Origin of the sequence: Pantoea anthophila (genome assembly GCF_006494375.1) — a bacterium.
GTDB classification, from domain to species: domain Bacteria; phylum Pseudomonadota; class Gammaproteobacteria; order Enterobacterales; family Enterobacteriaceae; genus Pantoea; species Pantoea anthophila.
Genome location: NZ_VHIZ01000064.1, coordinates 21510 through 34689, shown reverse-complemented (window position 1 = coordinate 34689; position 13180 = coordinate 21510). Strand labels below are relative to the sequence as shown.

Here is a 13180-nt window from a genome sequence, read left to right as displayed (position 1 = left end):
CGCTATGAGCGAAAAGGGGACATCATTCGGTTGATTTCAATGAATTTCCTGAAACCTGCTAATAATCAGTAATGAATCAGCCCGCCATCTACAGCATACTGGCTGCCAGTAACGTAGGATGCGTCATCGGATAGCAGGAAAAGCGCAACTGCAGCGGCCTCTTCTGCTGTTCCTGCGCGGCCCAAAGGAACCTGGCTTAACACAAACTCTTCGAACTGCTGACGCGACGTCTCTGGCATAAAATGCCTGAAGTTAGTTTCAATCGGACCCGGCACCAACGTGTTGGCGCGAATACCGCGTTCAGCCAGCGCAGATGCCCAACTTTTGACCATGGCAATAACGGCACCTTTCGTCGCTGCATACAGGCTCGTCATTGCCGCACCTTCATATGCCGATGAGGATGACGTTACCAGAACGGATGCGCCGGAATTAAGCGATTTGGAAAGCGCGGCCAGCTGTAGCATCGGACCGCGCACATTAGCATTCATCATATGATTGAAAGAGTCTGTAGTGACAGATTCCGGAGAGCCTACCTCTGCAAAGCCAGCATTTAGCCATAATCCATCAAGTGAACCCCAGCCTCTGATAGCTTCCCCCAGTCCGTTTATGTCAGCTTCGCTTGCAGCATCACTTTTCAGAATAAGCGATGTCGCAGGAAGTAAGCCGCGTGCACGTTCAAGTCTTTCTTCATTAAGCCCTGTAATGGCTACGTGGCCACCTTCAGCAACAATACGCTGAGCGCCTGCCAGCCCGATGCCACTGGTGCCGCCTGTAATTAAAACCCGTTTATCCTGAAATCTGCTCACACAAATCCTTTATTTAGCTATGAAACCAGCATTTACATTACGTAAAAAGAACATTAATCGTCATCTGTTTCATTACGAAACAATATTCGCCGTTGGATTGCTGCCTGAACGTCCTCTTGGAGCGAGAAGCGGAATTTATACCATTACTCGTTGAGCTGTTTGCCTGGATACATGTATGCTTTCTGTCCACTCTAAATTTTAAGGGGTACATATACTATCTACGTCAGCAACACCACATTTATCATATGTTGCAGAAGGAAAAGGCCCTTTAGTCATAATGCTTCACGGTCTTTTGATGGACGGAAAGTCGTGGCGGAAGAATGGATTTATATCCTCATTTAGTCCATTTTTTCACGTTGTTTGCCCGGACCTTTTAGGCCACGGTGAAAGCGAAAAGCAGCCAGTACCAGAATTATACACACAACAAGGCCAGGCGTTATCCATCATCAAAGTTATGGATGAGTTGGGTTATGATAAAGCGCATGTGATAGGTTATTCCTCTGGCGCATGGGCTGCATTAGGACTACTTAACCACCATCCGAAACGGCTTCATTCTGTCGTATTAGGCGGATGGGATTTAAAAAATGGCCTTCCGGAGACGCCTGAAGGAAAACTTAGTTTTGATATGTTTATGTCTTATGCAACAAGCACAGCCCCAGAGCTTACCTCCGGGCTTTCATTGAACGATCAAGAAAGTATCAGATGCTTTTTCAATGAGTTAAGAAAGTACTCGGAAAAAAAGGAAGCTTTATTTCCTTACAAAACACCAATTCTACTTTGGGCTGGTGCCAGTGACCCTTATCACTCAGCTATGGCTGAGATAGCGCAACAATATGGCTTATCTATGATCCTTGGAAAGGGGGATCATTTGAGTGAATTTAATAACCCGGGCAAAGCATCAATAAAGAAAATTTTTAAATTTATTGAAACGCAAAAGGGTTCAATGCCATCAGTGACTTGTTCATAAAAATATAAATTGTGGTAGCTGGAGTGATGTCCCTTCCGGCACAATGCGGAAATTCAACTAGTCAGAATTATCGTCTCCGAGGAGGTGCACACAAATGCCAGGCAATGCACAAATAGCTCCTCTAAGCCGCTAAAGCGGTACAGAGGGACAGATTACGTGGTAAGTAATGCCAATGCCGAATGGTGCTATGTGCCCTGCGAAACCGATGACAGCTGTATAAATCCTGCCAGTATTGACCCTCTTTCCGGAAGCCCAAACTCTCCTTCAGCAATAAATGAGCTGATATAATATCGCTTACGGTTATATTGGCATTTAATGAGAGATTAATGACGCACATGGCAAAATTCGCAAAATAAAGGGCGGGATGTATTTTGTGCTTCACTGTCGCATTTATGGCTTCCCGCTTTGGCATGCTGCTGTACGCACTGACGTCGCGGCTTGTCGATCATGCTTATCAGATTCAGTGGCTGCCAGACTGCCATTTGTGAAGCGGATACTAACATGACACAAATGAGCCGTAACAGGCTCATTTTTGCTTCTGGTTACTTCGGGTGCCGATACCTGAGTGGCGGTGCAGAAAATTCACACCAGGCGGATGCACATCCCGTGGATACCGGACGTTTGTAAGGGTGTTACAAAGCGCAGCCACAGACCAGGTGCTGTAGGCAGGGTTGTGTCTGCTATGAGCGAGAAGCAGATTCTGGCAGTGTTTCCTGCGCCTTTCGAACGAAGTCATATACATTTTATTAATTTGCCAGAAACCACCCAGAGTAAACTTCTGCTTACATATAGATATTTAAATACACATCTTAGTTACATTTTAAAGCATTTTTCATTATTCAGAGGTTGGGTTACTGTAAAAAAACAAATCTCCAAAATTTTATCCTGCCTTCACGGCAGATACCTTTGCATTTGTTTTTGACAAGAATGTAACAAATTTAATTTAAAGATAACAATAAAATAATTCGGTTGTTTTATCAGCATTTTCTCAAATTAATAGTGCATTCATCTCATCAGAAAAAGCTAATGTTACCGGTAACGCTGCCGATAGAAATTTTATCTTTTAGAGGGAGATTAAAATGTCGGCCATCAGAAAATTTAAACTTTCAAGAGTACTGCTCATCAGTGGCATATTCATCATCGTTATTCAACTTTGCGTAGGATTAGTATTTCTCAACTATTTAAGGTCTGACAGAGATAATTTCAGAAACGCTGACGTTGTGAGTAAAAAAGTACGGCTTTTGAGCGACATCTGGACACAGTTAAACGAGGTGAGAGCAGACACTAACCGGATTGCTCTGTGGTTGATCAAAGATGGTCCGGGCAGTGAAAAAGTAAATTATTTTATTGCCCATGGTGAAAAGATCCTTAGTCAGTCAAGAAAAGATTTTTTCAGCTATCAGCAACTGGCTGATATCAGGGGAGTGCCAGAAGATATACAAAAATCTCTCCAGAAAAGCTTTCAGGCATATTCAGCCATTTTGCAGCAGTCGTTAAATAATGGCTATAAGAAGGATGCCAACCTTATGTTCTCGATTAATGCCGGCCCCTATAAGGATAAAATGCAAAGCGATTATGATGCATGGCGAAGCAGGGTGGCAGATATCAGCGTCCATATTTCCGAAAAAAGCAGCGAGACTTACTCTAAGGTGACTGTGTTTTTCTATGGAATGATAATTTTCAATCTCATATTTATGTTCGGACTTATCAGGGTGTTTAAAAACGTGCTTATCCAACCCCTGTCACAGGTTTATGCGCAACTGGAACGTATTCAGTCAGGCGACCTTACCAGTGAGGTTAAAACAGAATTCCCTCGCAAAACTGAAATAGGGGGATTATTCTTTAAACTCAGTGAGATGCAGTCAGGCCTTATCAGGGTAATTTCCGAGATAAAAGAGGGGTCACTGAATATTGTCAAGGGTATCAGTGAAGTGAGTTCCGGCAACAATGAACTTTCAGCCCGCACGGAACAGCAGGCAGCGTCTATTGTTCAGACAGCATCCAGTATGGAGGAAATGACTGTGGCGGTTAAAAATAACGCGCAAAACTCTGCTGATGTCTCTGAACTGATTAACGACACCAGAACAAAGTCTGAACAGGGTAAATCCGTAGTCCTGTCACTGTCAGACAGGTTGAAAACCATGCAGGAAAAATCGTCAAAAATTAACGATATTACCGGCATTATTGAAAGCATCGCTTTTCAGACCAATATCCTGGCACTGAATGCGGCCGTTGAGGCAGCCAGGGCGGGCGAGCACGGAAAAGGATTCGCTGTCGTAGCCGGAGAGGTCAGGAATCTTGCGCAAAAAAGCTCATCGTCAGCGAAGGAAATCAGCGATCTTATTAGTGATTCAGTAACGGAAATTGAAGAAGGTGCAAAGCTATCTGATGTCGCTCAGGATTCAATTTCAGGCGTTTATGACGCGATACTGGAGATACATGATGTAATGCACAACATCAGAACCGCTACGGATGAGCAAAGCAAGGGGCTTGAGCAAATTAATATTGCTATTTCTGAACTTGACACTGTTACCCAAAAAAACTCTGCACTGGCTGAAGAGACCTCATCAGCAGTAATGCTTGTTGAGAGTGAAACCGTGAATCTGAATCGCGTGGTTGATTCATTTAAAACCGGCTAATTCGATATGTCGCTTAACGAATAAATCAGATGGCGGGATATTCAAATGCTGAAAACAAGTTTTGAATATCCTTCCTTTACGTCAACAGTGACATTTACATTAAGACTGCTCAGCGCCTGTTTGCTGCCTGTCGGCCGTTTCCGGCACCTTTCCCTGTCCGTATCCTGAAAAGACGTCCCTGATGATCCCGGTATGTTTGCATTACTACGCGGTAAGATCTGTTCTACGCGGATTAGCAAATGCAATGTTGGAAACGTCCGCTTCTGTCTTGGACAGACCGTTGCGCCGCAACGGCCGCTATGAGCTTTTTGTGGTCATCACGCTCGTCTTTTTTACAGCTTTTACAGGGGTTACAACTTCAGTAAGTTCTTCGTCAGACCTGCCGGCTTTAAAGATCGCAACTGCCTGACGCAGAAGGAAAGCTTGCTCCTCAAGGGAAGCCGCCGCGCTGGCCGAATGTTCAGCCAGCAGACTGATGGAATTTGAGGCTCCGGAACAAAGCTCATTTCCTTATTCCGGTCTCGGATACTCAGGCGTACGGGCAGTTTGGAAACTCCATAGTGGTTCCGGTTTTATTGCTGTGGAGCAGCTACTTTTGCCCCTCATCGAACAACATCTTAGCCAAAAAACTTAGCGCCACAGGGCCATAATTTTTTTTAAGGCCGCGCATTATGCTGTTTTGCGCTGAATTGCGTCCGCTGTCACCAAATTGTCATGCCCACTCCCAATACTCTTTTTTATTTTTTTGGGATCGTTAGATGTCACTCCTTTCTGTAATCTCGTTACCGCTACGTTTACGCACACGTCTTACCTGGCGTATGCCGCTTTGGCTCACCAGCCTTCGCGGCCAGTTTTTGCTGTTTATCGTGCTGTTTTGTTCACTGCAGTTCGCAGGCGTACTGCTGCTCAGTAATCACGTTAATCAGACGCAAATTTCACTTGAGCAAGCCAATCAACTGCGGGAAAGGTTGGCCCTGCTGGATAAAGCGCGTATCGAGTTGCTCACCGCCAGTGATAACAGCCACCGCGCCGGTATCTATTTAATGCAGGATCAGCAAAGCGGCTCGGTCGATAGCTGGAAAAGTCTGGCGGCCGCCTCCAGGAATTCGTTAACAAAAGCCCAGTCGCTGTTCACCGCCTACCATGCTAAAGCGGACAGCCCCCTGGCTCAGGACTTCGCGATGTTAGCGGAAGGTTTGCAAGAGCAGTTGAAAGGGTTAGCGGCCAATGACATTAATGCCTTTTTTATTGTGCCGATGCAGGCATTCCAGCAGCAATTTAACGATGCCTGGTTCAGCGAGCTTGAACAGGCCAACCATCAGTTGAGCAGCGTGAATCAACTTACCCTCAGTACACTGAAGCAGAGCCGCAATATGTCGCTGATCGTCAGTGCCATTTTGATGGCGCTACTGGTGCTGGCCTCCAGCCTGCTGATGCGCGGCGTGCTATTGCCGCTTCGACGAGCCAACCGACAGCTGGAACAGATTGCAACAGGCGACCTGGTACCGAACCATGAGACGCCGGGTCGCCAGTGTTTAGAGACGCGCCAGCTGTTTCAGTCGATCGAATCGATGCGCTTCGGTCTGCAGCAGATTGTCAGTGACATTAATAATGTTGCAGTCAGCGTGGCGGCCGGTGCAGAAGATATGCAGCAGCATAACGAACAGTTCATGCAGCAACATCAGGCGCAGAATGCCAGCTTCCACTATCTGTCACAGCGTTTATACCGCGTGTCTGAAGAAGTCGAAATTGGTGCACAGCTCTCGCAGCAGGCCACACAGGAGGCGCAGTCAGCTGATGCTCTGATGCGCAATTGCGTCGCGGAAGTCGACAATATGGAACTTAAAATGCAACAGATCGTTGCTGCCTCGGGCGACATCGCCGGGATTGTCGCCATGCTGGATAGTCTGTCAATGCAAACCCGATTACTGTCGTTAAATGCCGCCATTGAATCCGCTCACGCCGGAACGTACGGCCGCAGTTTCTCCGTTGTCGCCAAAGAGATGGGACTGCTGTCGCAAAAGAGTGGTGAATCAACACGTCAGATTGATGGTTTAATTCAGCACACTCAGCAGCATGTGAATGATGGTTTTGACAAAGTTAAGGCGCTGGAAGTGTTGTTCACGCAAATCAGCGGCGCGGTTTCGGGGGTAGTAACACAGTTGGATGAGTTACAGCAAAATAGCATCGCGCAAAGTCATCGCGTCAGTAAAATTGCGCAAGAAGTGGTGGAGATGAGTAACCAGCTGCAGCAAAACGAAGCACTCAACGCCCATCAGGTCAATTCTGCTACGCAATTGCGTGAACTCTCTGATCGCCTCGCGCAGCGGGCACAGCAATTCCGTGTCGATGCAGCTTAAGTGCAGAGATAAAAAGCCCGTGAATGACGTAATACCTGTCAGTTAAGATCTTAATGGGGGCCGCAACAGATAACGTTGCGGCCTCTTTTTTACTGCCCTGGGGGAATGTCGCGTTATTCTTTCCGGCAGCGCCAGCCCTGAAGCCATCGCCATTATCTCTTCTATTATTCGCGGTATATTCCCCCGACAGCAGGCTCAGCTGACTTCTCAGATAAAGGGCAGATTTCTTAAAAAGGGGCTTCAAACACCCGGTTGTCCGGCGGAGACCAGGGGTGTCAAAAGCCACCACCAGAAAGTCCGGCACGCCATCAGTCACCTCCAGAGCATATCCCACCGGCCTCTTCACGCCGTACTGCGCGATATAAAACTCATAACCGCCCGGTACGCCGTACAGCAGGCCACCGTTGAAGCCGTTAATTTTCACATCGGGACGGGTGGGGGAGCAGCAGACGCATATAAAATTCAGCCGTGTCTTCCGCGATGGTATCACTGCAGACCGGGTTCCAGCATTTACTCAGGGCAGTCCCATCACGCCTTACCAGTCAAAATGCTTTCGCTTCCATAGGCTATTTATCAGTAAGCGTCGCACATTGACCGTGTTCACACTCGTATGGAGGTGTATCAGCTCAGACTTTAACTGATAGGTTTTGTTGATTTGGCACAATTAATCAGTGAGGGGCTGTTGTGAGCGAAAAGCGGACGTCAAATGGTAGCAGCAGGGACGTTCTGCCATAATAAATATAACAACCCGCTCGCGAACCCTTTTTGGTATTGCTTTTTCAGACAAAAGTGCAGGGCAGTATAAAACCGCCGTTTTTTACTGCAAGCAGCCTATCCACGTTTTACTTTTTTAACTGCCATTTTAACTAACCAATATATGGCTAAAGCGTAAAACGCGATAACGATCAAAAGGGAAAAGAACGTAACCGGATCCGTACCAGCTTCGTATACGTCATCCTGATAACTGCTGAAAATTTGGTGAGAATGCTCAACGAGCCACGCCGTCAGCGGATAGAGTGGCATCCCGTAACGCGAAACCATAAAGGCTACAATAAAGCAGACGAAAAAAACCGCTGCTTTTCTAGCGAATTTTGCAGTTTGCAAAGTTACTTTCTCCCTGAACGTCAACATAGCCGTATGCCATCAGGCTGTTTCTCGAACCCGGCACGCGAATTTTTTTCTCCGGAGCAGCGCCTGTCTTACCGTATAGAAATCAGTACGCCGTACGAAGGTGATACACCCTTCACTTTCTCCGGAGCCGTCTGGACGAAGAGGATGCAGGCGGAAACCGCCGCGGGCAACGCCATTGATGAAGATGGAATCACTCATCGTTTCCGAATTAAACAGCGCAAACCACTCTGAATGATTTGAGCTGTTCCAGGTGTCGACGGCTCATCCTCTGATCCGGTTAGCGATACTGCCTTCAGGACGCGGAACAATCCAGTAGGGCCCGACCGGAATGGCACTGTCAGGCCTGTAGGTACAGTTTGGGTCATTGGTATAGGGCTTTTGGCCGGAAAAGACCGGAAAGGTACCCACGCCGTAAACGTGCAGCTTTGCCTCGCCACCGCCCTTAGTCAGATCGTCGTAGCTCATTCTCATTAACTGCATTAAACGCTCCCTGTAGGTTATAAGGCAAGCCAGTGAACCGGGCAATGTCATCATTCCACCCTGGAGAAGTTAACGGGCAGGCTGGCGCTTGACAGCCAGAACTCTTCTGCGAGCCAGACAGCGTTATTTATCATAAGACTGCTTGCCGCACTCCGTCAGGGTGACTCGGCGTAATCCTTGAACACAAATACTCACGTCCGCTTCTGGCACAACGCGGAATTCGGCAGGCTAGTGTCCGCTATGAGCGAAAAGTGAACGTAAACAGAGCAACTTCAGGGTGAATTTCGGGTTGATTCATTAAATGAAAGAGGAAGTATGGCAGGAGCGAAAACAGATACTGTATCTCATGGAGAAGCGCTCAGGAATGTGTTTTGGAATAGGCGCGCATAGTGCGATTTTTCATCAGGTGATAAGGTCGGGTTTCCCGGAAATTTATAAACAGGAGTGAACGTGGGCACGTTAGAGAAATATGAATGGCACAAGGATAACTATCTCGTAAGTACAGACAGGAAAAGGCTGGATGTGCAGGCCATCCATCGTTATCTGACGCGGTCGACCTGGGCTAAAGGGATTGATCGGAATATTGTCAGTCTATCAATCGAAAACAGCCTTAATTTTGGTGTTTATCACGATGACGCTCAGATTGGTTTCGCGCGTTTAATCACAGATTACGCTACGTTCGCCTACCTTTGTGATGTTTATATCCTTGAAGAATATCAGGGAGAAGGGCTAGGTAGGTGGATGATGCAATGCATACACCATCATCCTGTTTTCGAGCGGCTTCGCAGAATCATGTTGTTTACTACCACCGCTCCCTGGCTCTATGAAAAATTTGGCTATGAACCTGTTAATCGGGAAAACTATGCATGGAGTATCACAAGGCCTGACATTTATTCCTGTGTAAAAAAGTCTGGTTAACTGACCTGCTCTCTGTTGCTTATCTCCGCCTGTCATCAGAATGTCCACTTCTGTCCCAAAGCAGACCGACGGGATACCAGAATTCGCTATAAGCAGGAAGCCTGAGTCACTGCTGCGTGAGCTGTAACAAAGCTTTTATGCTGCGGCGAGCGAGAAGCACAGTCATCATTCAAAAATATTTCTAATGTTTTCGCTTTCGCTGTCGATAACCTGATGGCTGGCTGAGTGATGATTTCACTCAGCATTTATTTGTACATTTCAAACGATAAGGATATTTATGAACAAGCTTTGTGTTGCGGCGCTGTTGGCTCTGAGTTTAACCGGCTGTGCGCAGCAGACTTTCGTAATGAAACAGAATCAGGTTGGCGCGGCGACGAAAACCACCAGCCAGCCGTTCTTTGTTTCAGGTATCGGTCAGCGTAAGAGCATTGATGCGGCGCAGGTCTGCGGCGGCCAGGAAAAAGTCAGTCGGGTTGAAGTGCAGCAGACCTTTGTTAATGGCTTACTGAGCGTGGTGACGTTTGGTATCTACACGCCACGTGAAGCGCGCGTTTATTGCGCCATCTGATCATGCCTGAGGCCGGTTCGCCGGCCTCATTCTGCGCCTTTCATTAAATGATCGCTGATAGCTGTCGCCATGTTCGCCCCATCAGACAGCCTCTGTCCCGGTAATGACACGCACGCACAAAGAGATTAATTCACCGGGTCAGGTGGGTTGTCGCCGATCTGCGCATGGTGCGCAAGTTCATACTCTATGAACGCCTCAATCATGCTCCTGTACACCTTCGCAATAATGACCTCAGGAAGTCCTTTCTCCGCCGCGAGTCGGCAGACTTTATCAATGACCTGCTGCACCCGGTCTGGCGCGCGTACTGCGGCGTGATCGGCTTTGAACGTTGCCGCAGCTTTCACACATTCAGCACGCTGAGCAATCATGCTCACGAGCTGAACATCGATCCGATCAATCTCTTTTCTGACCTCTTCAAGTGTGGCGAACATCATTTCTGTACCTGTGAACTAGTACGATAGTTCGCAAAGATACAGCATGTGTCGGCTGAAAACCAGCGGCAACGGGAAAAGGTAAGCCTGTCAGGCTTACCCCTCATTACCCGGCTCAGGCCACGTTATTGCGTCAGCGAGAAGCCCGCGTCAAAATGGTTTGCCTTGTTATTGAACTGCTCGATGCGGGTTGCCAGCTGTGAAATATGGTCATAGCTGATGCGTTTGAAAAAGTCATTATCACCGCTGTTGTGCACCAGCTGCGTGAAGGCGGATAACCAGCCGGCGCTGCTCGCTGTGGTGTCAGTGATGCTGAGCATGGCATCCCGTTCTTTCTGCGTCGCATGCTCACCGTGACTGATGCTATCCAGCTGTTGCTCAAACTGCGTGACGCCTGCCGTGTCGCCGTACTGGCGGGCGATATCCAGTGAGCGCTGGGTCAGATCCTGCAGGACAGCATCCTGCGCAGAGGCCTTATCTGACACAAACTTTTCCACTTCACGGTAACTCTCAGCCTGCTGATCCGCAGGAACAAATCGCTCAACCAGTTTATTTAACATGCCCTGGGTGACGGCCAGATCCATTGAAAGGGTTGTGGAGTTACCGGAGCCGGTATAGGAGTGCAGGGCATCGGAAATCAGTCCGGACATATCGGTTTTAGAAAGAGAGGAGTGGGACTGTAAAGCGGAAAAATAGGTATCAATATCGTTGGTAATGCCGTTCGTCGTGCTGCTGTTTTTTTCGATAGTGCTGTTGCGTATCTGAATCACTTCTTTCAGGTTTTTATCTATTGCCTCCTTGCTGAGCTGTGTGGTCGAAGAAGGGGCATCTGCAATCAGCCTGTTTACCGTCTCCCGGGCAAGCGGAATAGTTTTGGGCATATTCTCCTGCTTGCTGAAAACGTCACTCTCTTTGAACCCGTTATCGATTGAGCTAATCATTACTCTCTCCATGTTGTGTGAAAGAAGCCTGATAATAATATCGGGTGTTCATAAGAAAACTTGACGCTTAACGGACAGAAAAGGGAAGCAGACTTCATCTGTTCAGTCAGTGATTATCTGAGATCAACGGATAATCAGAAGGTTAACGCGTTTAAGTGGCGATGCGCGGTTCAGGGACATTCGCCGAGATGATCCAGGCACCATTCCCACACCGCCTGCGCAGCCCTGCCAGGCAGATCCGTACGTTTGCGCACCAGATAATAGTCACCTGCGCTATCGCCCGCGTCAGCCACCACGACCAGCCGACCCGCTTTGATATCGGCCTGCACAAAAGCCCGGCTCGTCAGCGCCACGCCCTGTCCGGCCATCGCGGCATCCAGTGCAAGGGTGGTCTGGTTAAAGCGGGCGCCGGGCAGCTTTCCGTCCTGCTGCAGGAAGTGCGGCCAGCCGTCATGCGCGTCATGCAATAGCGGAAGCGACGCGATCTGACGGGCGCTCAGCGGCAGGCTGAGCCCCTCCAGCAGACGTGGGCTGGCAACGGCGATCAGATGCTGACGAAACAGCAGCGCGCTCTCCAGAGTCGCGGGCAGGGCGGTTCGTGACAGCCGCACCGCGATATCTACCTGATCACGGGAAAAATCGGACAGGGCCTCGGTGGCGACGGTGCGCAACTCAATGTCAGGAAGGTCTGCCTGAAGCTGGCCCAGCCGGGGGATCAGCAGTCTGGCGGCGACGGTCGGCGTCACGCTGATCGTCACCACATCCGGGCGCGCCAGCAATCGGTCCGTTGATTCGACCAGCATATCAAACGCGCGCGTCACGTCAGCAAGCCAGGCCGCCCCCTGCGGCGTCAGTGAAAGCCCGCGCGCAAGCCGGTTAAACAGGCGGATGCCCAGATGATCCTCCAGTGCGCGAATCTGCTGCGCAACCGCCCCCTGCGTGACGCCCAGCTCCTCCGCCGCCGCACGGAAACTCAGCTTCCGGCCAGCGGCTTCAAACGCCCGCAGGGCATTCAGTGAGGGCAGACCGCGACGTGAGAGTGGCATAGTTATCCTGTAGTTTTTTTACATGCTCAGAGGTTTATTTATCGCGCGATAATACACCGCTTTCCTGCGAAGATGTGTTTTTCACAGCAAAAGGAGCAAAAGATGACCGCAGAAAAAGTCGCCATCATTACGGCTGGCGGATCGGGCATGGGCGCAGCCGCCGCGCGCAGGCTGGCGGATGAGGGATACCGCGTCGCAATCTTATCCTCTTCCGGTAAGGGCGAGGCGCTGGCGCGGCAGCTGGGGGGGATCGGTGTGACGGGTTCCAATCAGTCACAGGCGGATGTGCAGCAGCTGGTAGACCAGGTCATGCAGCGGTGGGGACGGATTGACGGCCTGGTCAACTCGGCGGGTCATGGCCCACGAGCCGACATTCCCGACCTCACGGATGACGCGTGGCAGACAGGCATGGAGGTCTATTTCCTCAGCGCCGTGCGCATGGCGCGTCTGGTGGCACCGATCATGGCAGCTCAGGGTGGCGGGGCCATCGTCAATATCTCTTCGGCGTGGACCTTTGAGCCGACAGAGATGTTCCCGACCTCCGCCGTGTTTCGCGCCGGTCTCGCCAGCTTCACCAGACTCTTTGCCGACCGCTATGCCGCGGACAACGTCCGGATGAACAACGTGCTGCCCGGCTGGATTGACTCGCTGCCCGCCACCGACGAACGCCGCCAGAGCGTGCCGATGAAACGCTACGGCAAGGCTGAAGAGGTGGCCGCCACGATCGCCTTTCTGCTGTCCGAAGGTGCCGCCTACATCACCGGGCAGAATATCCGGATTGATGGGGGACTGACCCGCAGCGTCTGACACCCCATTCCCACGTTCACCGCACCTTCACCCCGCCGTCACGCTGCTGTCATCTGAAGCCGTCAAGGTAACGCCATCCCGCAGTG

The 13180-nt window shown here is 49.7% G+C and carries 12 protein-coding genes and 1 pseudogene; 6 read left to right on the top strand and 7 right to left on the bottom strand.

What is annotated here, in order from left to right; genetic code table 11:
- Positions 1-65 precede the first annotated feature (65 nt).
- Positions 66-806, bottom strand: a complete 741-nt coding sequence (locus tag FJW00_RS20585; RefSeq protein ID WP_140925534.1) for an SDR family oxidoreductase — start codon at positions 804-806, stop codon at positions 66-68.
- A gap of 277 nt (positions 807-1083) precedes the next feature.
- Here FJW00_RS20585 and FJW00_RS20580 point away from each other — a divergent pair, with 277 nt between their 5' ends.
- The 3 genes from FJW00_RS20580 to FJW00_RS20565 all read left to right on the top strand — a co-directional run bounded on the left by FJW00_RS20580 (position 1084) and on the right by FJW00_RS20565 (position 6772).
- On the top strand, positions 1084-1773 hold the full coding sequence (locus FJW00_RS20580) for an alpha/beta fold hydrolase (RefSeq protein WP_140925533.1): 690 nt from the start codon (positions 1084-1086) through the stop codon (positions 1771-1773).
- Positions 1774-2852: 1079 nt separating this feature from the next.
- Positions 2853-4412: a methyl-accepting chemotaxis protein gene (locus FJW00_RS20575; protein WP_140925532.1), complete on the top strand. Its 1560-nt coding sequence runs from the start codon at positions 2853-2855 to the stop codon at positions 4410-4412.
- Positions 4413-5170: 758 nt separating this feature from the next.
- Positions 5171-6772, top strand: a complete 1602-nt coding sequence (locus tag FJW00_RS20565) for a methyl-accepting chemotaxis protein (RefSeq protein ID WP_140925531.1) — start codon at positions 5171-5173, stop codon at positions 6770-6772.
- Here the strand turns inward: FJW00_RS20565 and FJW00_RS20560 are convergent.
- The 3 genes and pseudogenes from FJW00_RS20560 to FJW00_RS20550 form a co-directional block, all read right to left on the bottom strand.
- Positions 6702-7196: a hypothetical protein gene (locus tag FJW00_RS20560; RefSeq protein ID WP_140925530.1), complete on the bottom strand. Its 495-nt coding sequence runs from the start codon at positions 7194-7196 to the stop codon at positions 6702-6704. The two genes, FJW00_RS20565 and FJW00_RS20560, sit on opposite strands and share 71 nt — an antisense overlap.
- A 407-nt stretch (positions 7197-7603) precedes the next feature.
- Entirely contained in the window at positions 7604-7876 is a 273-nt protein-coding gene (locus FJW00_RS20555; protein WP_033736197.1) for a hypothetical protein, read from the bottom strand.
- Between the two features lie 39 nt (positions 7877-7915).
- Positions 7916-8368, bottom strand: a pseudogene (locus tag FJW00_RS20550) (DUF2778 domain-containing protein).
- A 465-nt stretch (positions 8369-8833) separates the two neighbouring features.
- Here FJW00_RS20550 and FJW00_RS20545 point away from each other — a divergent pair.
- Together FJW00_RS20545 and FJW00_RS20540 are read left to right on the top strand one after the other, a co-directional pair.
- A complete protein-coding gene (locus tag FJW00_RS20545; RefSeq protein WP_009089450.1) occupies positions 8834-9301 on the top strand; it encodes a GNAT family N-acetyltransferase in 468 nt (155 codons plus the stop codon).
- A gap of 277 nt (positions 9302-9578) precedes the next feature.
- Positions 9579-9869 (top strand): Bor family protein, encoded by a 291-nt coding sequence (locus tag FJW00_RS20540; protein ID WP_009089453.1) that lies wholly within the window; start codon positions 9579-9581, stop codon positions 9867-9869.
- Positions 9870-9994: 125 nt separating this feature from the next.
- Here the strand turns inward: FJW00_RS20540 and FJW00_RS20535 are convergent, their stop codons facing one another.
- The 3 genes from FJW00_RS20535 to FJW00_RS20525 form a co-directional block, all read right to left on the bottom strand.
- A complete protein-coding gene (locus tag FJW00_RS20535; protein WP_140925529.1) occupies positions 9995-10303 on the bottom strand; it encodes a chorismate mutase in 309 nt (102 codons plus the stop codon).
- Positions 10304-10425: 122 nt separating this feature from the next.
- Positions 10426-11241, bottom strand: coding sequence for a hypothetical protein (locus FJW00_RS20530; protein WP_140925528.1), 816 nt, complete (start codon positions 11239-11241; stop codon positions 10426-10428).
- A 170-nt stretch (positions 11242-11411) separates the two neighbouring features.
- Positions 11412-12287 (bottom strand): LysR substrate-binding domain-containing protein, encoded by an 876-nt coding sequence (locus FJW00_RS20525; RefSeq protein ID WP_140925527.1) that lies wholly within the window; start codon positions 12285-12287, stop codon positions 11412-11414.
- 102 nt (positions 12288-12389) lie between these two features.
- Between FJW00_RS20525 and FJW00_RS20520 the strand changes: the two genes are divergently transcribed.
- Positions 12390-13094, top strand: coding sequence for an SDR family oxidoreductase (locus tag FJW00_RS20520; RefSeq protein ID WP_140925526.1), 705 nt, complete (start codon positions 12390-12392; stop codon positions 13092-13094).
- Positions 13095-13180 lie beyond the last annotated feature (86 nt).

Excerpts from the sequence above, each read along its gene's own strand:
- FJW00_RS20580 (WP_140925533.1), top strand. The coding sequence starts at position 1,084 with ATGCTTCACGGTCTTTTGATGGACGGAAAGTCGTGGCGGAAGAATGGA.
- FJW00_RS20575 (WP_140925532.1), top strand. The coding sequence starts at position 2,853 with ATGTCGGCCATCAGAAAATTTAAACTTTCAAGAGTACTGCTCATCAGT.
- FJW00_RS20565 (WP_140925531.1), top strand. The coding sequence starts at position 5,171 with ATGTCACTCCTTTCTGTAATCTCGTTACCGCTACGTTTACGCACACGT.
- FJW00_RS20540 (WP_009089453.1), top strand. The coding sequence starts at position 9,579 with ATGAACAAGCTTTGTGTTGCGGCGCTGTTGGCTCTGAGTTTAACCGGC.
- FJW00_RS20535 (WP_140925529.1), bottom strand. The coding sequence starts at position 10,303 with ATGATGTTCGCCACACTTGAAGAGGTCAGAAAAGAGATTGATCGGATC.
- FJW00_RS20530 (WP_140925528.1), bottom strand. The coding sequence starts at position 11,241 with ATGATTAGCTCAATCGATAACGGGTTCAAAGAGAGTGACGTTTTCAGC.
- FJW00_RS20525 (WP_140925527.1), bottom strand. The coding sequence starts at position 12,287 with ATGCCACTCTCACGTCGCGGTCTGCCCTCACTGAATGCCCTGCGGGCG.
- FJW00_RS20520 (WP_140925526.1), top strand. The coding sequence starts at position 12,390 with ATGACCGCAGAAAAAGTCGCCATCATTACGGCTGGCGGATCGGGCATG.